Genomic DNA, 21,492 nt, shown 5'->3' on the forward strand with positions numbered 1-21,492 from the left:
CTAGCTTCGGGCTGCCTCGCTCGCGGCCGCCGCCGGCGGAACGGGCTTCGGTCCGCCACCCGCGTAATACGCCGTCTGGTAGCCCTCGATCAGATCCTTCATCCTCACGGCGTCTCTCCTGTAGTGACCCCTGCAATGAATTGGCGTCGCGCCACCGGAGGTCTCGATGTAGAGATCCGAGAAGATGATGTGCGTGTCGATGCCCACCGACGCGATATGCGCAATGTGAATGGAATGCTCGTACCTGCCGAACCACTGCGGCGTGTAGTGGACGACGTTCGACGCGGTGATGAGCACCTGGGTCGGCAGCAGGTGGTTGCCTTTGCTGAGGCGGCTGGCGCGGAACACGTCGCCTGCGGTGAAGGGTCTCCCCTTCAACCAGACGATCCACAGCCCAATCGCCAGAAGCGCGGCGGCGACGAGCACGATGTAGAGACCCCAGGACTGCCAGAAACTGTCCATGCACGCTACCTTGGCTCCGTCGGCCCCCTGTGTCAAGTGTCATTGGGGTCAGATCCAGAACACAACATCTTCAGGTTTCACGTTGCCCCGAGATGTTGTGTTTTGGATCTGACCCCATGGCTCTGTTACAGTGGCCCCGACACTCGCATGACGCAGACCCTGGTTCTTGCCGGCGTCGACATCGTGCTGCCCGACCGCGTCACGCCCGGGGGCACCATCATCATCGAAGACGGCCGGATCTCCGGCGTCCTGTCGCGGGTGGTGCCGACGGCATCAGATGTCCCGCGCGTCGATCTGCCCGGCCACACCGTGGTCCCGGGGTTCATTGACGTCCACGTGCATGGCCTCGAGGGGATCGATTCGCTCGATGGCCCCGGCGCCGTCCGGGAGCTGGCCGCGCGCATGCCGAAATATGGCGTGACGGCCTTCTCCCCGACCAGCGTGGCGTGCCCGCCTGACGACCTGCGCATGCTGGTGGCGGCCGTCCGCCGGTGTCGTGAGGCGCCCGACGCCCGATCCGCGCGTGTGCTGCCCGCTCATCTCGAGAGCAACTTCCTCAACCCCGACTACAAGGGAGCCCAGGCGCTCTCGTGCCTCAGATCGCCAGCCGCGGCGCTCGCGGCGGGGCAGCGTGATCGCCAGTCGGCGCACACCGAGCAGTTCACCGCTGCCGACATCCTTCGCGTCATCGAAGAAGCCGGCCCGGACGTGGGCATCATCACGCTGGCGCCGGAACTGGACGGGGCGATGGCCCTCATCCGGCGCCTGGTCGCCTCCGGGCGCATCGTGTCGCTCGGCCACTCGGCCGCCACGTTCGACATCGCCATCGACGCCATCCGCGCGGGGGCGCGCCAGGCCACGCACCTGTTCAACCGGATGCCGCCGCTCGGCCACCGCGAGCCGGGGCTGGCCGGCGCGGTGCTGCAGGCGCCGGAGATCGCCGCCGAGATCGTGTGCGACGGCTATCACGTGCATCCCGGCATGCTGAGAATGGCGATTGCCGCAAAGGGCGCCGATCGGATCATGGCCATCACCGACGGCAGCGCGGGCGCCGGGCTTCCCCCGGGCTCACGCGCCAGGATTGGCGGTCGCGCCATCGACGTCGGTGAACAAGGCGCGTTTCTCGAGGACAACACTCTGGCGGGCAGCACCGCCACCATGGACCGCGTGTTTCGCGTGCTGACCAGCGTCGGCGGCCTCGGACTGGTCGACGCCGCGACGCTCTGCGCGACCACCCCCGCGCGAGAGCTTGGCCTGACCGGCCACGGCGTCATCGCACCGGGAGCGGTGGCCGACCTGGTCGTGCTCGGCCCGCAGTCGACGGTCGTCGAAACCTACATCGCCGGCCAGGCCTGCCTCGGTCGCGACTGAACTTCCCGCGCCCCGAATCCGTCCTACTTCCCGGAGGTTGATCCATGGGCATGTGGAGTTTCCGGGGGGCGACCAGCGCGGTGAGCGTGATGGCCATGGCCGCGACGCTGGCGGGTTGCGATATCAGGATCGGCGCGGCTCGATTCAGCGCACGGGAAGAGAAGAAGTTCACCGTCACGGGATCACCGCAGGTCGAGCTGACGACGTTTGACGGCTCCATCGAAGTCCGGGGCTGGGACAAGCCGGAAGTGCTGGTCGAAGTCGAGAAGCGTGGCGACAACCAGGCGGCTGTGGACAAGATCCAGGTGAAGACCACGCAAACCGGCAACACGATCACCGTCGACATCCCGAAGGTCGCGTCGGCCACCCACTTCACGTTCGGCCAGTCGCCGAGCGCCAGCCTCGTGGTGACGGTGCCGACGCAGTCGGTCCTGAAGCTCGATAGCGGCGACGGCTCGGTGACCATCAAGCGCGTCAACGGAAAGATCAACATCCGCACCGGCGACGGCAGCGTGCGCATCACGGAGTCGAAGGGTGATCTGTTCGTGCGCACGGGCGACGGCTCGATCCAGGCCGCCGAGATTGACGGGCACGTGGATGTCGAAACGCGCGACGGCAGCATCAGCATCGAGGGCACGCTTCGTGGTGTCCGGGCCGACTCTGGCGACGGCTCGATCAAGCTGACGGCGCGAAAGGGCAGCACGATGGACGCCGACTGGGTCGCGACCACCAACGACGGCTCCATCGACATGCGTGTGTCGGACGGGTTCGGCGCGGAGGTCGACGCCGAGAGCGGCGACGGCCGAGTGCGGATCGACAACCTCGCGGGCCAAAGCGATCGGCGCGCGCAAGGCGAGTCGCACGATCGCTCATCGGCGCGCGGCAGGATCGGTGACGGCGGGAAGCTTTTGAAACTGCGGACCGGCGCGGGGTCAATCAGTCTGAAGAACTGGTAGCGACGGATTCGTTGGGCGATTGGAAGACAGGTGAGGGGCGTCCGGGTGGGCGCCCCTTTTCGCTATAATGCTGTAAATCATCTCGAAAGACCGGAGCAAGCGACTCACATGGCCAAGAACCCGACCGCGCCCAGCCGACACCGTAAGGATCTGTCCGACATGCCGGAGTGGATGAAGAAGAAAGCCTGTCCGAACCGGCACAAGTACATGTCCGGCAAGCGGGTGCTTCCGAAGAATCTCACGGGCAAGGAAAAACTCGAGGACATCGTTGATGATGCGTTTCTCGCGTACAACTCGGGCCGGCTGCGGGAAGCCTGCCGGTTGTTCACCGAGAAGATGCTCGAGCCGGATGTCACCATTGGCATGAGCCTGTCCGGGGCGCTGACGCCTGCGGGTCTGGGATGCTCGTCGATCGTGCCGCTCATCAAGGCGGGATTCGTGGACTGGATTGTCGCCACGGGCGCGAATCTGTATCACGACCTGCACTTCGCGCTGAACTATCCGATCCGGATGGGCAGCTTCACTATGGACGACACCGAGTTGCGCGACAACGACATTGTCCGCGTCTACGACGTGTTGATGGGCTACAGCGACTGCCTGATGGCCACCGACGAGACGCTGCGCGACATCCTGGTTCAGCCTGAATTCCAGAAAGAGATGGGCACGGCCGAACTGCACTACCTGCTGGGCAAGTACGCGGCCGAGTGGGAACGCAAGGCAGGCCTGAAGGACGTGTCGGTGCTCGCGGCGGCCTACCGCGCGGGCGTGCCGTGCTACACCTCGTCGCCGGGTGACTCGACCATCGGCATGAACGTCGCGGGCGTGGAACTGCGCGGCAACAAGCTTCGGCTGAACCCGTCAATCGACGTCAACGAAACGACCGGCATCGTCCTGGCGGCCAAGCGCGGTGGCGGCCGAAGCGCCGTCGTGCTGTGGGGCGGCGGCAGCCCGAAGAACTTCATGCTGCAGACCGAGCCGCAGATCCAGGAAGTGCTGCGTATCAAGGAGTTCGGCCAGGACTTCTTCCTGCAGGTGACCGACGCTCGCCCCGACACCGGCGGCCTGAGCGGCGCGACCCCGAGCGAGGCGGTGAGCTGGGGCAAGGTGGATCCGGATCGGCTTCCCGATGCCGTCGTGTGCTACACCGACACCACCATCGCGATGCCGATTCTCACGCACTACGCGCTGGCGAGGCACAAGAAGCGGAAGACGCGCCGGCTGTACCAGGCACGCCCGGCGATGCTGAAGGCGCTGACCAGAGAGTATTTCGCGCACACCGGACTGAAGATGATCGACGGATCCGATCCGGCGATTGGCTGACGCCCATGGCCAAGACCACTCCCGCACAACTCAAGGCGCTGGCGGCCCGGCACGGCACGCCCCTCGTGGTGGTGAACCACGACATCCTCAGGCAGAACTACGCGCAGTTCAAGAAGTACCTGCCGCGTGTGCAGGCCTACTTCGCCGTCAAGGCCAACCCCGCGCCCGAGATCGTGCGGACGCTGTTCCGCGCCGGCGCGAGCTTCGACGTCGCGTCGTTTCCCGAGTTCATGCTCGTGTATGACTTCATCAAGACGCGGCCCGCCGCTGAGCGGCAGGCGTTCGTGTGGGACAAGATCGTCTACGCGAATCCCGTCAAACCGAAGGACACGCTGCGCGCGCTCGACACGTACAAGCCGCTGGTGACCTTCGACAACCGCATTGAGATCGGGAAGATCCGGGATTTTGCGCCGCATGCCGGGCTGTTGCTGCGCATCCGGGTGCCAAACACCGGATCGATGGTCGAACTGTCGTCCAAGTTCGGCTGCGAGCCCGGCGAGGCTGTGGCATTGATCGAGGAGGCGCACCAGGCCGGGCTGGTGGTAGAGGGCTTGAGCTTTCACGTCGGGAGCCAGTGCACGAACTTCGAGAACTTCGTGCAGGCGCTGAACATGTCGGCCTTGGTCCGGCAGGAAGCCGTGTCGCGCGGTTTCGACATGAAGATTCTGGACATCGGTGGTGGATTTCCCGTGCGCTACAACCGCCACGTCCAGCCGTTCAGCCAGCTGGCAAAGGTCATCAACGCCGAGATCAACCGGTTGTTCCCGAAGGAGATGGAGATCATCGCCGAGCCGGGGCGCTTCTTCGTGGCGACGGCCGTCACCTCGATCGCGACGGTCATCGGCAAGGCCGTCCGGGACGGCAGGCCGTGCTACTACATCGACGACAGCGTGTATCACACGTTCTCGGGGTTGATCTTCGACCACTGCCCGTACCATTTCAAGGCCTTCAGGAAGGGCCCGACCGAGGTGTCGGCGGTCTTCGGACAAACCTGCGACGGCCTCGACACCATCTCCCAGTCGGAGGCGCTCCCGGAGCTCCAGCTCGACGACCTGGTCTACTCCGAGGACATCGGCGCGTACAGCAACGCGTCGGCGACGTGGTTCAATGGCTTCGCGCCAGCCAAGGTCGTGCACATCAACGAGTAGGCCCATGTACTCCGTGAGCAAGCGCATCGACTTCTGCTACGGCCACCGGTTGCTGGACTACGACGGGATCTGCAAGCACCCGCATGGCCACAATGCCACCGTCGAGATCGAAGTGCGGAGCGGGCAGCTCGACAGCCGCTGCATGGTCTGCGACTTTGCCGACATCAAGCGCGTGGTGAAGTCGTGGATCGACGAGCACATCGATCACCAGATGGTCCTGCGCCGGGACGACCCGCTCGTCAAGCCCCTGCAGGAGCAAAACGAACCGCTGTTCCTCGTGGACGCCAATCCCACCGTCGAGCACCTCGCGAAGATCATTTACGAATACGCGAGGTCGCAGGGCTTTCCGGTCGAGGCTGTGCGCCTCTGGGAAACGCCCACGTCGTGTGCCACCTATCGCGGCGACTAGGGCCGGGAACGTCCACAGTGCTGCTTGTCTTTGATTTCGACGGAACGCTGGTGGATTCGATCGTCGACCTGACCGAGTCGGCCAGCGATCTCTCTGAGGAGTACGGCGGGAAACGGCTCGACCTTCCCGCGGTCACCTTGATGGTCGGCGAAGGTGCGCACACGCTGGTAGAGCGCATCCTGTCCACAGCCGGCGTCGCGGATCAGCCGGCTGGTGCGCTCAGCCGATTCCTGGAGATCTACGATCGACGCATGCTCGATCACACCGTCCCCTATCCGGGGATGATCGACACCCTGACGACGATCAGTCGCATCCACCGGCTGGCGATGCTGACCAACAAGCCCGAACAGGCGACCCGGCGCATCATGATCCACTCGAGTCTCGATCGGTTCTTCAAGGACTGCGTGTTCGGCGACGGAACGTCTGCGCGCAAGCCCGATACGGAAGGGCTGCGGTGGTTGATGGGGCGCCAGAGTGCCTCGGCGTCGCAGACCTGGCTCATTGGCGATTCGGACGTCGACGTGGAGACCGCCCGCGCGGCCGGCGTCCAGTTGTGCGTCGCCCGCTACGGGTTCGGCTTCTGCCGCATCGACCCGACCACGCTTCGGCCAGACGACGTCATCATCGACCGGCCTTCGGATCTGCTGGCGGCGCTGGAACCATCTAAACCTATCGCACGTAGATCGCAGAGTTGAAGACGACGCGGAACGTGGCAAACGGCTGACCGCGCCATTGCGGACGGAAGCCGAGCAGCACGACATGTCCCTTGTCGAGCTCGACGTCGAGCGCCGCCGCCTTGCCCTGAAGGTACTTCTCGCCAATCAGGTATCCAGACTGCAGAGGCGAGCCAGTATCGGCGTACTTGGCGAGGATCGTGCCCTTGAATCCCACCTGGGGTTCGTAGACCGGGCTGCCATCGACAAACACGGCAGAGGTTTCGTCCATGCCGGCCATCACCGGATGCGTGGGGTCGGTCTGGACGTTGACAATCGATCCACGCAGGAAGAACTCCTCTGGCTTCAGGCCTTCGGCGACGTTCCTTACCGGCAACTTGAACTGCTGGATCGCGAATCGGCAGGCTGAGTTGAAACAGACTACCGTCCCGCCGTCCCGCACGAATGTCTCGAAGGCCTGGAGGTCGGCCGCCGTGAGGGCGTAGGCATACTCGGGACGCACCGCCCGGCCCGATCCGCCGCCGCGCCCGCCCTGGCCGCGGCCCGCCGCCGGTGCGGCGCCCGCTGCCCGAGCACCCGCTGGTGGCGCGGCCGCTGTTCCCGCTGCTCCTCGTGCGACCGCAGCCTGGCCGCCGCTCTCCACCGGAATGCGGGCATCATCAGCGAGGATGATGCTGTCGACCTTGTCGCGAAGCGGCGTCTTGAAATCCTCCGGATGGAGACTTACGAACTCGAAGCCGTATTGCTCGAGCAGCCACCGGGTCCACCCTTCGTCCATACTGCCGGTCCACGGCTGATACAGTCCGATGCGGGGCTTCTTCATCGCCACACCGGATGCTGACGTGCGCTCCGCGACCAGCGCCAGCGACTTGACGAGATCGGCCTGAGCGGCGTCGGGCAGTCCGGTGATGATGTAGCGGGCACCCGCGGCGCGAGCGCCCGCGGCGAACTGAACGCTGGCCCCAAGCTTCCAGGCACGCGTGATGGCTCGGAAGGCGTTGTTCTGGGCGGGATCGACCGCGAGCGCGGGACCGCTGCCAGAAAGCCTGCCGGCCGGCGGGATGATCGCCGCCGCGGAAGGACTTGAATCGAATCCGATGCCAGGCACGCTGTCGAACGGTGCGGGATCGGCGGAGGCGGTCATGTTGTACGGAGTGGGCTTTGCCGTCGGCAGCGGTGTCGCGCCAAGCAGCTTCAGCTTCCCGCGCACGTCTTCGGCGAGCGGGCTGGCGACAGCGGTGACCTTGACGCCCATCTGAAGGGGCAGCGTCCACCCCGCCGCGTCGTAGGGCCTGACCGGCGGGCCGCCCGGGTACTGCCGCAGGTCTGGGTACTTCTGCGGGTTGAGCAACTCGCGCGCCATGGCGCCAAATTCCTGGTCGGTCGGCACCACCCACGTGCCGGCTGCGTACGTGACCTTGTCAATCGTGGCTGGCGAGGTCAACTGCGACACACGCACACCGCCAAAGGCGAGGCGGCGCAGCATCTCGACGGCTGCCACAGGGTCGCGCTGATCCTGCGGAATCATGTACGCGTACGGCGCGGTCTTTCTGCCCGCGGCAATCTGGTCCCGGCCGGCCTGATAGCGGTTGTAGAGCAGCGATTCCCGGTACTTGGCGGCGAACTCGAGCGTCGAGATCGCGGCCGTCTCGTTGTAGGCCACCGCATCGCCCAACCGCCACCAGCCGCCAGGCCACGGGCTCGCGTAGAGGCTCTGCGGCCTGAGGTCGCGATAGCTTTCTGGAAGATCGTTCAGCGTGTACTCGCGCGGCGCGGCCATGTTGCCAGCTGTCTCCGTCCAGAACGCCGGGATGTTCTTGAACACCGGCGCGTAGTCCACGTAGCCGGGATACCACGCGTCAAACGCCTGCCCCATGTGCGTGGCGCCGACCTGTCCCCGCTCATCGAGGCTCTTCGCGATGGCCATGCCGATCATGTTGATTTCGCGCGACACCACATACGGAGCGTCGAGGGCAATCGGTTCAGAAAAGGGCGGCAGCCAGATGCGGGTGGGGAAGGGCGCGGACTGGTGGAACACGTAAATGATGTTCGGCTCCCACTGGCGCCAGAACTGCTCCATCACGCGCGACTCGATCATGTTCAGCATGTACGCGTCGCGGTTGTTGTCGTGGCCGACGTATTCCTGATAGAGGCGGGGCAGGCCCGACTGCTCATAGGGTGTCCCGGCGTTTTTCGCGAGCCATTCACCCACCATCTGCTGGCCGTCCGGATTCATGGTCGGCCACAGCATGAGGATGTCGTTGTCGAGGATGTCCTTGATGGCGGGCTCAGCCGCGCGGTTGAGGAGGTCGTAGGCCAGCTGCAGCGTCATCTGCGCGCCAGCCACCTCAGTGGCGTGGCAGCCGCCGTCGAGGTGGACAAATGCCTTGCCTTCGCGCGCGAGCCGGCGTGCTTCATCGTCGGAAAGGCCCTGCGGATGAGCCAGGCGCTGCGCGATCTCGCGGTACCGATCGACGTTGTCGAGGTTCTTCGCATTCGAGATGAGGGCGAAATACATGACGCGCCCGTCTGTCGTCTTTCCGGCTTCCACGAGCCTGATGGACGGACTGGCGGCGGCAAGCTTCTTCAGGTAGCTGATGGCCTGGTCGTAGGTCGCCAGCTTGTTGTCGGCTCCCGGCTTGAAGCCCAGAACCGACTCCGGTGTCGGCAACGTCCGGGACGCCGCCTGCATCACCGCCTGGCTCCCGAGCACGACGACGACCAGCAGTATCGCTACCTTGCGCATCATGGATATCCTCCCGCGCGGTACCTTATCGTCGGGCCGCCTCAACTGCAAGCCGGTTTGTCGGCGGCGTCCTGAGCGCCGGGCAGTCACCGTGAATGCGGGCGACCCGGCAAGCGCGACGAGTCCGCTACCGGCCCGGCTGTAGCACGTTGAGCTTGAGGGCGCGCGCGGCAGCAGCCAGGCGGTCGTCGTAGGTGATGAATGCCTCCGGGTAGTCGCCAATCGAGAGTGCCGCGGCCAGGTGGAGGGCATCGAGCGATCGGATCATTGGAGGACCGACGTGCTCCGCGAGCCGCATGACCCCCGAATCGAGCCGGATGAGCGTCGTTGTTCTGAGGACACCATCAGCCCGGCGGCTCGCTGCGGCCGGAGCGCTGATGCGTCGCAGTGTCCTCCGACATTCGACCGCGGCCAGCTCACTTGAGACCCAGTCGGGCCAGTGTTCAAGTTCCCGTTCGAGCGCCACGCTTTCCCTTTCTGGCAGGATCAGCTTCATGAGTGCGGAGGAATCAAGATACACGGGCAGGAAGTTCATATCTTGTCTTCCCGCAACTCCTGAAGTGCCCGCTGAGCACGCTCGCCCAAGTCAGCAGGGATCTTCCCCTTGAGCGGAGGCAGGTCTTCGAGTCGCCTGGTGGCAGGAATCGCCCGTCCCGACGCGACCAGGCGCTCCACAAGCGTTGCTCCCGGGCGCAGCGGCACAAGCATCGCCACCGTGTGCCCCCGGTCGGTCACGTCGAGCGTCTCGCCCGCGACCACGCGTTCAAGGTACACGCTCAGGTTCTGGCGCAACTCCCGGACGCCGACCCGGCCGTTGATGGGGCCTCGACGCCGAACGGTCGTGATGTCGGTTCTCATGTAGCACATGGTAGCACATGCTTCCGCCCCCCGGCACGGATATGATGGCGGATTGAAACCAGGGAGAACGTCCATGTCATCGCGAGCTGATCGACTGCTTGTGTCCGCGCTTGTTGTCGTGTTCTGTGGAGGGGTGGTTGTCGAGTCCAGCCTGGCGCAAACGCCGGCACCGCCCGCACCACAGGCGCCACCGCCGATCACCGCTGCCGATTACGCGCGCGCCGAGCAGTTTCTGGGACCGGCCGTCAACCCGCTCGTGGTGGGCGGGAACGTGGCGCCCACCTGGCTGCCCGACGAGCGGTTCTGGTACAGAAGCACGACAGCGACCGGCTTCGAGTACGTGTTGATTGACCCGGTCGCCATGACGCGCACGCCGCTTTTCGACCACGCGAAACTGGCGGCACGACTCTCGGCGGCGGCGAGTGCGACGTTCAACCCGCAGCGTCTGGAGTTGGACGCGCTCGAGCTTGCGGTCGACGGCAAGGCGGTCTCGTTCAACGTGCAAGCGCGACGTTGGACATGCGACGTGACGGGGGCTGGCTGCACATCGGCAGGAGCCGCCTCGACCGGGCGCGGGGCTGCGGGTGGGGGACGGGGTGCCGGGGGACGCGGCGGCCGGGGCGGCGCCGGCGCCTCCGGCAACATTGCGGTGGCTTCACCCGACGGGAAGCGCGCGGTCTTTATCCGCGACTGGAATCTATGGGTGCGCGACGTCGCGAGCGACCAGGAACGCCAACTCACGAACGATGGCGTGAAGTACTTCGGCTACGCCACCGACAACGCCGGCTGGAGCAGCAGCGATCGCGCGATCGTCGTCTGGTCTCCCGACTCGACGAAGGTCGCGACCTTCCAGCAGGACGAGCGAGAGGTGGGCGAGATGTACCTCGTCACGACGCCCACCAGTCCGGTTGGCCATCCGACTCTGCGCGTCTCCAAGTTTCCGCTGCCGGGCGATCGGGTGATGGCCATGATCCACCGGGTCGTCATCGACGTGGACTCCGGACGCGTCACGCGCATCCAGATGCCGCCCGACTATCACCGCGCCACCCTGGGTGACGACATTTCGCTGCGCGACTTTCAATGGAGCCCGGACGCCACTCAGTTGGCCTTCGCATCTGTCTCGCGCGATCACAGGCAGGCGACACTGCGCGTCGCCGACGTAGCGACGGGTGCCGTGCGCACGGTATTCAGCGAGACGGTCAAGACGCAGTACGAGGCACGGGCCGGCTGGCACACGCTCTGGGCCACCAACGAGGTGATCTGGTATTCCGAGCGCGACAACTGGGGCCATCTCTATCTCTACGACCTGACCACCGGTGCGCTCAAGCACCAGATCACCAAAGGCGACGGCCCGGTGATGCAGGTTCTCAGGATTGACGAGAAGACGAGGACGATCTGGTTCGTCGCACAGGGACGGGACAAGGGTGAAGATCCGTACTTCAGGCATGTGTACCGGATCAGCCTGGATGGAACAGGCGACACGGCCCTCACGCCGGATTCCGGTGACCACGTCGTGCAGTTGTCGCCATCGGGGCGTTACCTGATTGACACGGTCTCAACTCCCGAACGCGAGCCGGCGGTGAGTCTGCGCGACGACAGCGGCAAGCGCATCATCATGCCGATCGAGAAGGCGGACATCTCAAAGCTGCTGGCGATCGGCTGGAAGCCGCCCATCCCCATCAAGATGACGGCGCACGACGGCACGACGGACATCTACGGGCTGCTCTTCCGGCCGGCCAGCTTCGATCCCACGAAGAAGTATTCCATCGTCAACAACGTCTATCCCGGGCCGCAGACCGGAAGCACAGGCAGCCGCGCATTCTCCGCCGCGAGAGGCGACCGCCAGGCCCTCGCCGAACTGGGCTTCATCGTGGTCACAATTGACGGGATGGGCACGCCGGGCCGATCCAAGGCCTTCCAGGACGCGTATTACGGCGCGATGGGGCGCGACAACACGATTCCGGATCAGATCGCCGGGATGACCCAGTTGGCGAAGCAGTATCCGTGGATCGATCTCGATCGTGCCGGCATCTGGGGACATTCCGGAGGCGGGTTTGCGACCACCACAGCGATGTTCCGCTTCCCTGATTTCTTCAAAGCGGGTATCGCGGAATCGGGCAATCACGACCAGCGCCTCAACGAGGACGACTGGGGCGAGCGCTACCAGGGCCTCGTGGTCCGCAACCCTGACGGCACCGACAACTACGACGCCGAGGCGAACCAGAACTTCGCGAAGAACCTGAAGGGGCACCTGCTGCTGGCCCACGGCACGATGGACACCAACGTGCCGCCGTATCAGACGATGCTCATCGTGGATGCGCTCATCAAGGCCAATAAGGACTTCGACCTGCTGATGCTGCCGAACCAGAACCACGGGTACGGCAGTGCGTCAGCGTACATGATGCGTCGGCGATGGGACTACTTCGTCACGTGGCTCCGCGGCACCGAGCCGCCGAAGGAGTACCGGATGCAGGCCCAGGCCCAGGCCCAGGCGCAAGCGCCGACGCCAACAGCGCCACAATCGCCGCCACCACTCGCCGCCCCGACTCGCGCCGACATTCTCCGAGGCGAATACGGGCCGTATCGCGCCAACAACGATTTGCTGTCATATAGCCTGGACGTGCGCGTCGATCCGGAGAAGAAGTTGATCAGCGGGAAGAACACGATCCGGTTCCGGATGCTCCGCGACGACACACGCATCCAGCTGGACCTCGTTGCCAATCTGAACGTCGACAAGATCCTGCTCGGCAACGTCGAACTCAAGTATCAGCGGGAGATCAACGCCATCTTCGTGGACTTCCCGGAGACGCTCAGGAAGGGCCGGGTCTACGCGGTCAACTTCCACTACTCCGGTTCGCCGATCGAAACGGGGCGCTTTGGCGGCTTCACGTTCCGGAAGGACCCGGCGGGCCGCCACTGGATCAACACGTCGTGCCAGGGCCCCGGTGCGAGCGTCTGGTGGCCCAATAAGGATCAGCAGCGCGACGAAGTGGAAAACATGCGGCTCAGCGTGTCGGTGCCAACGGATCTGGTGGATGTGTCCAATGGCCAGTTTCTGGGCAAGACCGATCTGGGCGATGGCTACACGCGCTACGACTGGCAAATCCATTACCCCATCAACAGCTACAGCGTGTCGCTCAACATCGGTGCGTACGTGCACTTCAGCGACGCGATTAGCGGCCTTCGGCTCGACTTCTACGCGCTGCCGGAGGATCTTGACAAGGCGAAGCGCCAGTTTGCGCAGGCGAAGGGGATGCTGGAAGCCTTCCAGAAGTACGTCGGCCCGTATCCGTTCCCCCGGGACGGCTACAAGCTGATTCAGGTGCCCTACTCAGGCATGGAGCATCAGAGCGCCGTCACCTACGGCAACCATTTCGCAAACGGCTATCTCGAGCGAGACTGGACGGGCGTTGGCATCAGCACGAAATTCGACTTCATCATCATTCACGAAAGCGCGCACGAGTGGTTCGGCAACAGCGTCACGGCTGCCGACGTCTGCGACGAGTGGATCCACGAGGGCTGGGGAACCTACCTCGAAGGCGTGTACGTGGAACACCTGTTCGGCAAGGCGGACGCCCTGAAGTATCTGAACGGCTACAAGACGAAGGTCAGAAACCGCGAACCGATCATCACGACGTGCGGCATCAGCAGAACGCCTCCCCAGGACATGTACTTCAAGGGCGCGCTCTTCATCAACACCCTGCGCAGCCTGGTCGATGATGATCGCCGGTGGTGGAACCTCGTGCGCGGGTTCTACTCCCGCTTCAAGTATCAGAACATCACGACGGGAGATGTCGTCACCTATTTCAACGCGAACACCGGCCGCAACTTGACGCCGATCTTCGACCAGTACCTGCGGCGCACCGAGTTGCCGACACTGGAGTTGCAATTCGACGAACCCGCTGGCACCGTGTCGTATCGGTGGAAAGCCGACGAAAAGGCATTCGCGATGCCCGTGAAGGTCGGCCGGAAGGACGCGTGGCAGGTCATCACGCCGACGACCGAGTGGAAGACGATCGCCCTGGGGATGAAGGTGGCGGAGTTCGACGTCGCGACCGATCTGTACTACATCAATGTCTCCCGAAAGTGATCGCCGCGCCAGACGGGTTGGTGTGATGGACATCGATACATCTGGGTGGACCGCGGAGGGCGAGTTCACGGCCACCGTGATCGACGCTCTCAAGACCGTGGACTCCATCGCCAGCGTGAGGATAGAGGACGCGCCGTCGAGCCGTGCCGAAGCCGGCTACGCGTTCATCAGTAACGAAATATATGTGAGGTTTCGGACGCGGACCCGGCACGAAACCGTGCGCCGGTTCGGGATTCCCTGGCGGCGGATCGGTCAGTGCGATCGGATGACGCTCGAAGAGCTTGGTACGGCACTGGGCTCGATCGAAAGCGTGGGTCAGCCGGACTACGCGGACGCCGGGATGCTGCAGTACCTGAGAACCCACAGGATCGTGCCGCCGTTCCAGACCAAAGGCGTCAAAGTCGTGGAAATGGTGCGAATCTACCTCGTCCCATTGCAGGGGGCGCCACGCAGGGCGTGACGTCGTTTGACAGGTCCTGGCGAGCCGGTTAATGCTAACAGACTGTTCGGCCGACAACCGGAAAGAACAGGTCTCATTGGCCGGGAACCACACGTGTCGCTCATCGAATCTCTGATTGCGGCGGTCCTCGGGACCAATGGTGACGGGCTGGTCATGCACGTCGGCGAACGGCCGTTCGTGCTGTCGCCATCGGGTTCCTCGGATCTGTCTGAGCGTCCGCTGACCATCGAGGCCATGGACGATGTCCTGACCGATCTTCTGTCGGACGAGGACCAGCGCACCCTGCGCGACGTCGGTGCCGTCGAGAAGGAACTGACGATTCCCGAAGCGCCCGACGATCGGTTCGTGCTGGTGGTCGCGCGTGGCGGCGACGACATCTGGATTGAACTGCGCCGTCAGCGGGGCAGCGGGCGGTTTCGGCGCGACCAACCTGCGGCCCCGGCCGCTCCGCCAATGCCGTTCGCGCAGCCTCTTTCTCTTTCGTCGATCTCGGCTCCGCGCGGGCCGGCAGATGGGGCTTCGGAACAAGCGGCTGGCGGGCGGCGCGAGACGCCGTTACGCGAGTCGCAACCGGGTGTCGTCCTCCCGCTTGCTCGGAGTCAGATCCGGACCGACTCGGGTCGTTCCACGCCGACGCTTTCTGCACGACGTCTCGGTCTTGGCCGGCTGCTGCGTATCGCCGCCGCCAGGGGCGCCTCGTCGCTCTACCTGATGGCCGAGGCCAGACCCACCGTACGGATCGAGGACGACGTCGTGCCACTCGACGACGAGCCGGTGCTTGGCACGGCCGAAGTGGAGTCGCTGATCCTCGAAGTGGCGCCGGGTGCAGGCCGCGAGGCCCCTGTCGGGGATTCCGGCGTCGAGTGGGTGTGCGACCTGCCGGAGGTGGGCCGCGTGCGGTGCCTGCGCTTCCGGGATCAGCGCGGTCCGGGTGCGGTGTTCCGCTTGATTCCAACCCGCGTCGTCTCGGCCGATCAGCTGGGACTCTCCCGTGACATTCAGGCGCTCTGCGCAGCAGACGATGGCCTGATCGTGCTGGCGGGCCCGCGACGAAGCGGCAAGTCGACGCTCGCCTCGGCGCTGGTCGACCAGATCAATCGGACGCAGACCGGCTACATCATCAGCCTCGAGAGCGAGATCAAGTTTCTCCACGAGAACCGGAAGGCCATCGTCAGCCAGCGCGAAGTGCGGAGCGAATCCGGCGCCATGCTGGCGCAGGCGCGCGCGGCGTTGCGGGAAGATCCGGATGTGCTCGTGATTGACGACCTGAAGACGGCCGATCTGACGGCGCTGGCGCTCGACGCCGCTGATTCGGGCCGCCTCGTGATCACGACGATGACCGCGCGAACCACCACCGCGGCGCTGGCGCGGTTGATCGCGTCGGCGCCCTCAGAGCGTCAGGCGCAGGTGGCGGCGGCCCTCTCGGAATCCTTGCAAGGCGCCGTCGCACAGGTGCTGCTACGCAAGTCCGGCGGCGGACGCGTGGCGGCCCGCGAGGTGCTCTTCAACACCCCGTCGGTCGCCGCGCTGCTGGCCGAGGGCAAGGTGGCGCAGTTGCCGCTCGCGATCGATGCGGACCGGAAGCACGGCTGCGTGCCGATGAACGACGCCCTGCTGGCATTTGTTCAGAGCGGCGCGGTCGACGCACGGGAGGCCTACCGCCAGGCCGACAATCGCGCAGCGTTGGTCGAGCAGTTGCGTCGCGAAGGGATCGACACGTCGTTTGTGGAGCGTTTAGCTTAGCGCTCGATCAGATCCGCCATCGTTTCCAGCAGAAACTCAAGCACGTGCTCGCCGGTCGTCGCCTCGATGGCTACGCCTTCGGCGACGAGGCGATCGTCGGCTGTGACCCGGCTGCCGCGTTCGCGGCTCACTTCTGCCACTACGGCGGGTGTGGGCAGGGTGGTGTCGAGACGGAGATCCACGAACGTCCGGTTCGACCGGTCCGACACCAGGCGCACAGTGTCTCCAGGCGTGATGACCTTGTACGGGTGGTTCTCGGCGGTCAGCGTCTGGGCCACCGTCGTAAGGACCGGCACGGCCACTTCCGACAGGAACGTCGCGTACGCCTGCTCGGCGGCGGCCACCCGTTCGCGACGGACGCCCGAGGCCCGCTTCAGGTCGAGAAGGCGCGATTGGACACGGCGGCGAATCTGCGCAACTTCGAGCGGCATGGGACGATCTCCTGATGCGGTGACCCGGCAGCAACGCCGCCGTCAAGCGGACGCACAACAAGAAGGATACAGGAGCTTGCAGCCGAGAACCAGTTGGCCGATGTTCGACCGCGCAGATCGGAGCATTGGTTCGTATTTGCGTTTACACGAGTTATCGCTAATAATAGCTCCGGTTGTTTTCGCGGCCGCTAACAAGGAAACCGATGACCGCTCAGGCCAGGCGCCAGCCGCACGGCCGCCGCGTTCGCTGCCGGGGCGGCTACCAGGCGTACGTTCCGAACCCGCTTCCGCCGCCTCTTGACTGGAGCGCCGGGCTGGTGGCGGCGCTGTCGCGCGCGGACCTCGCAATCGGCCGGCTGGCTGGCGAGGGTCGACGGCTGCCCAACCCGCACCTGCTCATCCGGCCGTTCATCCGGCGCGAGGCGGTCCTCTCGAGCCGCATCGAGGGAACCCAGGCGACCCTGGGCGAACTGCTCGCGGCCGAAGCCGGCGCTATCGTCGATCGTAGCCCCGCCGATCTGCGGGAGGTCGCCAACTACGTCGTCGCGCTCGAGCACGGCTTGGCGCGCCTCCCGGATCTGCCCCTCTCGCTCCGCTTGGTCGGGGAACTCCACGAGAAGCTCATGCAGGGCGTGCGCGGCGATGTGGCGACACCGGGCGAGGTACGGCGCAGCCAGAACTGGATCGGACGCGCGGGAAGTACGCTGGCGAACGCCACATTCGTTCCACCGCCACCCGACCGCCTCATGGAGTGCCTCGGCGCCTGGGAGACGTTCCTGCACGACGACTCGATGCCGCCGCTCGTGCAAGTGGCGCTCGCGCACTCACAGTTCGAGGCGATCCACCCGTACCTCGACGGCAACGGACGCGTGGGCCGGTTGCTCATCACGTTGCTCCTGGTCGCCCGGAACGTGCTGCCTTCGCCGCTCCTGTACGTCAGCGCCTACTTTGAGGCGACCCGCCCCGAGTACTACGCGCGGCTTCTGGCCGTCACAGAGGCGGGCGAGTGGGAGGAGTGGCTCAACTACTTCTTCCGCGGCGTGACGACGCAGGCTGAGGACGCGCTGGGCCGCATCCAACGGATCGATGCACTGCTCAAGGAATGGCGCGGGCAGCTGACCAGGTCATCGTCGCGGCTGCCGGAGCGGGCGCTGGATCTGTTTGTAGAGAATCCATTCTGGACCGTAAACAGGCTGGGTGAGCGCCTCAGCGTTGCCTTCACAACCGCTCAGCGCGCGATCGACCGTCTGGAATCCGCCGGGGTAGTCGCGCAGGTGACGGAGTCCCGACGCAACCGGGTCTACTGCGCGAAGGCCATCCTCGACATCCTTGAGGAGTCACCGCACCTGCCCGCCGCACGAGGCACGCGCCCGAAGAAAAGCCACGGATGAGTCCAGACATCGCCGAGCGCGCGGGAGTACATTCACACGAGGTTCTCAGGCTTCACGCGAGTCGGACACGCGGATGCACGAGAGGGTTAATCACTCCTCCCGGGTTCCCCGCGCAATCGTGACCAGGTCGGTCAGCAGCGCGTACGCGGTCTGGGTGAGGCCGCCTTCGAGCTGATGGATGCCAACCTCGCCCAGCACGTCCGTACGGAGGATGAGCAGGTTCTGCATGCCCGTCAGTTGAGCCAGCGGATCGGCGGCGTCCAGCTCAACGGGAGCCACCCGCCCGACCGGGTGTCCGTCGCGGTGCTCGGCCGTGGCGACCAGGCGCAGCCGCTTCCCCCGACCGACGGCCTCCCGCACCCGATCGATCGTGATCCCGCCGATGCCCGTTCGATCGATCGCGAGCGGCGTCACCGACCCGTGCATCAGCACATTGATGAGCGCCGCCGTCTTGGCTGCCGCGTCCCAGCCATCGATGTCGAACGACGGGTCGGCCTCGGCGATGCCCGCCTGCTGCATTTCGGCCAGCGCGTCCTGACAGCTTTGCCCCGCCTCCATGGCGGTGAGGACGAAGTTGGTGGTGCTGTTGATCACACCCCGGAATCCCAGGATGTCCGCGGCGGGCAGGGTTTCGCGAACCAGGTTGAAGATGGGAACGCCGTCCATCACGGCGCCCTCGAACAGGAATCGGCGATGTGCAAGCTCGGCAGCCGTCTCGAGCTCGCGGTAGGCGAATGCCACGGGCCCCTTGTTGGCCGTGACGACGTGAGCGCCTCCACGGAGCGCGGCGACCACGTGATCGGTTGCCGGCTGCCCGGCCTTGATGTCGAGCAGCGTCGTCTCGACCACGACGAGTTGCTGCGCTTGCCGCCGCCTGGTCTCGGCGGTCGCATGCTTGACGAGCGCCAGGCCTGTGGCCTCGGGTCCAAGCGATCGCCCCGCGTCGGGCTGGGTCAGCAGGCCGAGCGACAGGCCCGCCTCCGCCAGCTTGAGCGCCTTCTCGAGATCGAGGCCGCCCGCGTCGAACGCCGTGCCGTGGCTGCGTGTCGCGATGCCGACCACACGCCAGCTCAGCCCATAGTCGCCGCGCAGCCGCGCGTTCTTCTCCTGCAGCAGGCGCGCGAAACGCCGGCCGACATGGCCGAACCCGACGAGCGCGAGATCGAGATACACCATCAACTTCTCGTCACTGTTCCTTGCCGGCCGGTAGCCCCCGCAGCAGGTCCGCCAGCCGATCGAGCCCGTCGCGCAGGTATCTCACTTCGCTGCCGAAGCCGATGCGCAGGTAGCCGTCCATGCCGAAATGATCCCCCGGCACGATCAGCACGCTCTTCTCTTCGCGCAGTCGATCGACCAGGTCGACAGAGTTGATCGTGTCGCAATACTTGACGTACACAATCGCGCCGGCCTCGGGCATGGCGTAGGTGAACCGGTCGCCGTGGGCGTCGAGCCAGCCGGTCATCACCGGCAGATTGGCCGTCAGGATGCCGCGCGTACGCCGCAGGATTCTGGCGCGCACAATCGGCGTGAGCGCGTGCCGCGCGAGCCGGTCGCTGAGTGCGCCCGGCCCGATCGTGGTGTAGTCGTGATGGGCCCAGGTCGCGGCGACGACGGGAGGTGCGCTGACGATCCAGCCGATGCGCAATCCGGGCAGGCCGTAGGCCTTCGAGAGGCCGCTGGTGATGATGACGCGATCGTAGCGGCCCCACACCGAACTGGTCTCGACGCCGTCGAACTCGGCGCCCCGGTAGATCTCGTCGGCCAGAACCCAGGCGCCGTACTTCGCGGCGATCTGGCAGATGCCGTCCAGATCCGCGGCGCCGACCCGCGCACCCGTCGGGTTGTTCGGGTTGCAGATCACGATCATCCGTGTCTTCGGCGTCACCAGCGTACGCAGGTGATCGAGATCGACCACCCACCGCCGGCAGTCCACCGTCATGCGCAGCGGCCAGGGCCGCATGTCGCCGCCAAATCCTTCCACCAGCCCGAGGGTCTGGCCGTAGTTCGGCACCATCATCACAACCTGGTCGCCCGGTTCAATCAGGTGCCACATCGTCACGAAGTTCGCCTCGGAGCCGCCGTTGGTGACCTCGACGTGATCCGGCGTGGCGCCCGGATACAGCGCCGCGATCCGCTCGCGCAATTCGATCGTGCCGTTCGATTGCGTGTAGAGGAGTTCCTGAGCGAGCAAGCCCGCGCGATCGGCGGGATCGTCGACCAACTCGTCCACCCGCATCGGGTGGACGCCACTTTCCGACAGGTTGTAGTCCACCAGATTCTCATACGTGGACTGCATCCGTTCCATCGCGAACCGGGGAATACGCATGACGGCCTCCAAGGGTGCGCTTGCGCGCGGGACTTCAAGTGTACCTGAAATGCCGCGCCGAACTTCTCGCTTCTGACCGGGCACGGCATGCCGTGCCCCTGCGGGTTCCTACTGACTGCTGACTACCGACTACTGACTGCGGCAGGATCGCCCCTTCCCGGGATATACTTCTCGCGCGAATGGCAGCTCTTCTTCCGGAATTGGCGCGCATCCCGGCCGGTCCCTTCCTGATGGGAGCCGATGAGGGTGACGCTCACCAGCAGCCCGCGCACGTCGTCACGCTCGACGAGTTCCTGATTAGTGCGAGCCCGGTGACCAATGCCGAGTACGCCCGGTTCGTCCAGGCGACCGCGCGCCGGAGCCCGTGCATCTGGGAGCTTCCTGCGATCGCGCAGTTCGCGCCAGGCGACAGCTTCCGCGAGCTTGCCGCGCCGTACTGCTGGGAGGGGACCGAGCCGCCGGCGGGCAAGAGTGATCACCCGGTGGTGCTGGTGACCTACGAAGATGCCAGCGAGTACTGCCGATGGCTCAAGCACGAAACGGGCTGGCAGTTCAGGCTTCCGACCGAGGCCGAATCCGAAAAAGCGGCCAGGGGTGGATTGGAAGGGCAGCGCTACCCGTGGGGCGACGGCCTCGATTCGTCGGCTGCCGCGTTCCTCCCGGATCCGTCGCTCAAGGCCAGGGAGGGTACGCACACGGTGAAGTCGAGTCCGCCTAACGGGTACGGCGTGTTCGATGCGGCCGGCCATGTCTGGACGTGGGTGGCCGACTGGTACCGCGCCGACTACTACACCGTCAGCGATTCACGGAATCCGCGCGGCCCGGCCTCTGGTTCGCTGCGTCTGCTGCGGGGCGGCGCGTGGACCAACACCGATGAGCGGTACCTGCGGTGTGCGTGCCGGCACGCCGTTCCGCCCGACACGTACAGTTACAGCATCGGGTTCAGGGTCGCCCGCGCGGTCCAGACATGATTGCTCCGGCCTTCTGACTCCCGCCCCCCGCTTGCCACGCCGAAGCTGGTCTCGTCGATGGCCGACGAAGGCGGGACTTCAGAATCCAGACTCCCGGTTGTCGCTCTTTGCCGCGCTATACTCTTGACGCCAGAAT

Annotated in this window: 18 protein-coding genes; 11 read left to right on the plus strand and 7 right to left on the minus strand. The window is 65.4% G+C overall.

The features are described 5' to 3' along the window. Positions 1-462, minus strand: coding sequence for a hypothetical protein (locus NTV05_13470; protein ID MCX6545404.1), 462 nt, complete (start codon positions 460-462; stop codon positions 1-3). Positions 463-609: 147 nt separating this feature from the next. Here NTV05_13470 and nagA point away from each other — a divergent pair, with 147 nt between their 5' ends. The 6 genes from nagA (at position 610) to NTV05_13500 (ending at position 6,361) form a co-directional block, all read left to right on the plus strand. Further along, positions 610-1,833, plus strand: coding sequence for an N-acetylglucosamine-6-phosphate deacetylase (gene nagA / locus NTV05_13475; protein MCX6545405.1), 1,224 nt, complete (start codon positions 610-612; stop codon positions 1,831-1,833). Positions 1,834-1,877: 44 nt separating this feature from the next. Beyond that, entirely contained in the window at positions 1,878-2,789 is a 912-nt protein-coding gene (locus NTV05_13480) for a DUF4097 family beta strand repeat-containing protein (protein MCX6545406.1), read from the plus strand. Positions 2,790-2,897: 108 nt separating this feature from the next. Then, the gene (gene speY / locus NTV05_13485; protein ID MCX6545407.1) at positions 2,898-4,109 is read left to right on the plus strand and encodes a deoxyhypusine synthase; all 1,212 of its coding nucleotides are present in this window, start codon (positions 2,898-2,900) and stop codon (positions 4,107-4,109) included. Between the two features lie 5 nt (positions 4,110-4,114). Then, a complete protein-coding gene (locus NTV05_13490; protein ID MCX6545408.1) occupies positions 4,115-5,257 on the plus strand; it encodes a type III PLP-dependent enzyme in 1,143 nt (380 codons plus the stop codon). A gap of 4 nt (positions 5,258-5,261) precedes the next feature. Continuing rightward, a complete protein-coding gene (locus NTV05_13495) occupies positions 5,262-5,666 on the plus strand; it encodes a 6-carboxytetrahydropterin synthase (GenBank protein MCX6545409.1) in 405 nt (134 codons plus the stop codon). Positions 5,667-5,683: 17 nt separating this feature from the next. Next, complete coding sequence (locus NTV05_13500) at positions 5,684-6,361, plus strand: HAD hydrolase-like protein (GenBank protein ID MCX6545410.1); 678 nt, start codon at positions 5,684-5,686, stop codon at positions 6,359-6,361. Here the strand turns inward: NTV05_13500 and NTV05_13505 are convergent. The 3 genes from NTV05_13505 to NTV05_13515 all read right to left on the minus strand — a co-directional run bounded on the left by NTV05_13505 (position 6,336) and on the right by NTV05_13515 (position 9,944). Beyond that, entirely contained in the window at positions 6,336-9,089 is a 2,754-nt protein-coding gene (locus NTV05_13505) for a M14 family metallopeptidase (GenBank protein ID MCX6545411.1), read from the minus strand. The two genes, NTV05_13500 and NTV05_13505, sit on opposite strands and share 26 nt — an antisense overlap. A 124-nt stretch (positions 9,090-9,213) precedes the next feature. Further along, entirely contained in the window at positions 9,214-9,621 is a 408-nt protein-coding gene (locus tag NTV05_13510; GenBank protein ID MCX6545412.1) for a PIN domain-containing protein, read from the minus strand. Continuing rightward, on the minus strand, positions 9,618-9,944 hold the full coding sequence (locus NTV05_13515; GenBank protein ID MCX6545413.1) for a type II toxin-antitoxin system prevent-host-death family antitoxin: 327 nt from the start codon (positions 9,942-9,944) through the stop codon (positions 9,618-9,620). The genes NTV05_13510 and NTV05_13515 overlap by 4 nt, the downstream gene beginning before the upstream one ends. Before the next feature lie 73 nt (positions 9,945-10,017). Between NTV05_13515 and NTV05_13520 the strand changes: the two genes are divergently transcribed. The 3 genes from NTV05_13520 to NTV05_13530 all read left to right on the plus strand — a co-directional run bounded on the left by NTV05_13520 (position 10,018) and on the right by NTV05_13530 (position 16,237). After that, complete coding sequence (locus tag NTV05_13520; GenBank protein ID MCX6545414.1) at positions 10,018-14,034, plus strand: DPP IV N-terminal domain-containing protein; 4,017 nt, start codon at positions 10,018-10,020, stop codon at positions 14,032-14,034. A 25-nt stretch (positions 14,035-14,059) separates the two neighbouring features. Then, positions 14,060-14,494 carry a hypothetical protein gene (locus tag NTV05_13525; protein ID MCX6545415.1) on the plus strand — a complete coding sequence of 145 codons (435 nt, stop codon included), beginning with the start codon at positions 14,060-14,062 and terminating at the stop codon, positions 14,492-14,494. Between the two features lie 93 nt (positions 14,495-14,587). Next, the gene (locus tag NTV05_13530) at positions 14,588-16,237 is read left to right on the plus strand and encodes an ATPase, T2SS/T4P/T4SS family (protein MCX6545416.1); all 1,650 of its coding nucleotides are present in this window, start codon (positions 14,588-14,590) and stop codon (positions 16,235-16,237) included. On the opposite strand, the gene NTV05_13535 is transcribed toward NTV05_13530, so the two are convergent. Continuing rightward, positions 16,234-16,668, minus strand: coding sequence for a hypothetical protein (locus tag NTV05_13535; protein MCX6545417.1), 435 nt, complete (start codon positions 16,666-16,668; stop codon positions 16,234-16,236). The two genes, NTV05_13530 and NTV05_13535, sit on opposite strands and share 4 nt — an antisense overlap. A 203-nt stretch (positions 16,669-16,871) precedes the next feature. On the opposite strand from NTV05_13535, the gene NTV05_13540 reads away from it, so the two are divergent. Continuing rightward, positions 16,872-18,059 (plus strand): Fic family protein, encoded by a 1,188-nt coding sequence (locus NTV05_13540; GenBank protein MCX6545418.1) that lies wholly within the window; start codon positions 16,872-16,874, stop codon positions 18,057-18,059. Positions 18,060-18,149: 90 nt separating this feature from the next. On the opposite strand, the gene NTV05_13545 is transcribed toward NTV05_13540, so the two are convergent. Together NTV05_13545 and NTV05_13550 are read right to left on the minus strand one after the other, a co-directional pair. Beyond that, positions 18,150-19,235, minus strand: coding sequence for a homoserine dehydrogenase (locus NTV05_13545; GenBank protein ID MCX6545419.1), 1,086 nt, complete (start codon positions 19,233-19,235; stop codon positions 18,150-18,152). Positions 19,236-19,245: 10 nt separating this feature from the next. After that, entirely contained in the window at positions 19,246-20,385 is a 1,140-nt protein-coding gene (locus tag NTV05_13550) for an aminotransferase class I/II-fold pyridoxal phosphate-dependent enzyme (protein ID MCX6545420.1), read from the minus strand. Between the two features lie 179 nt (positions 20,386-20,564). Here NTV05_13550 and NTV05_13555 point away from each other — a divergent pair, with 179 nt between their 5' ends. Continuing rightward, a complete protein-coding gene (locus NTV05_13555) occupies positions 20,565-21,356 on the plus strand; it encodes an SUMF1/EgtB/PvdO family nonheme iron enzyme (GenBank protein MCX6545421.1) in 792 nt (263 codons plus the stop codon). The last annotated feature ends 136 nt before the right edge of the window (positions 21,357-21,492 follow it).

It is taken from the genome of Acidobacteriota bacterium (genome assembly GCA_026393755.1).
In the GTDB taxonomy this organism is placed as follows: domain Bacteria; phylum Acidobacteriota; class Vicinamibacteria; order Vicinamibacterales; family JAKQTR01; genus JBAXOX01.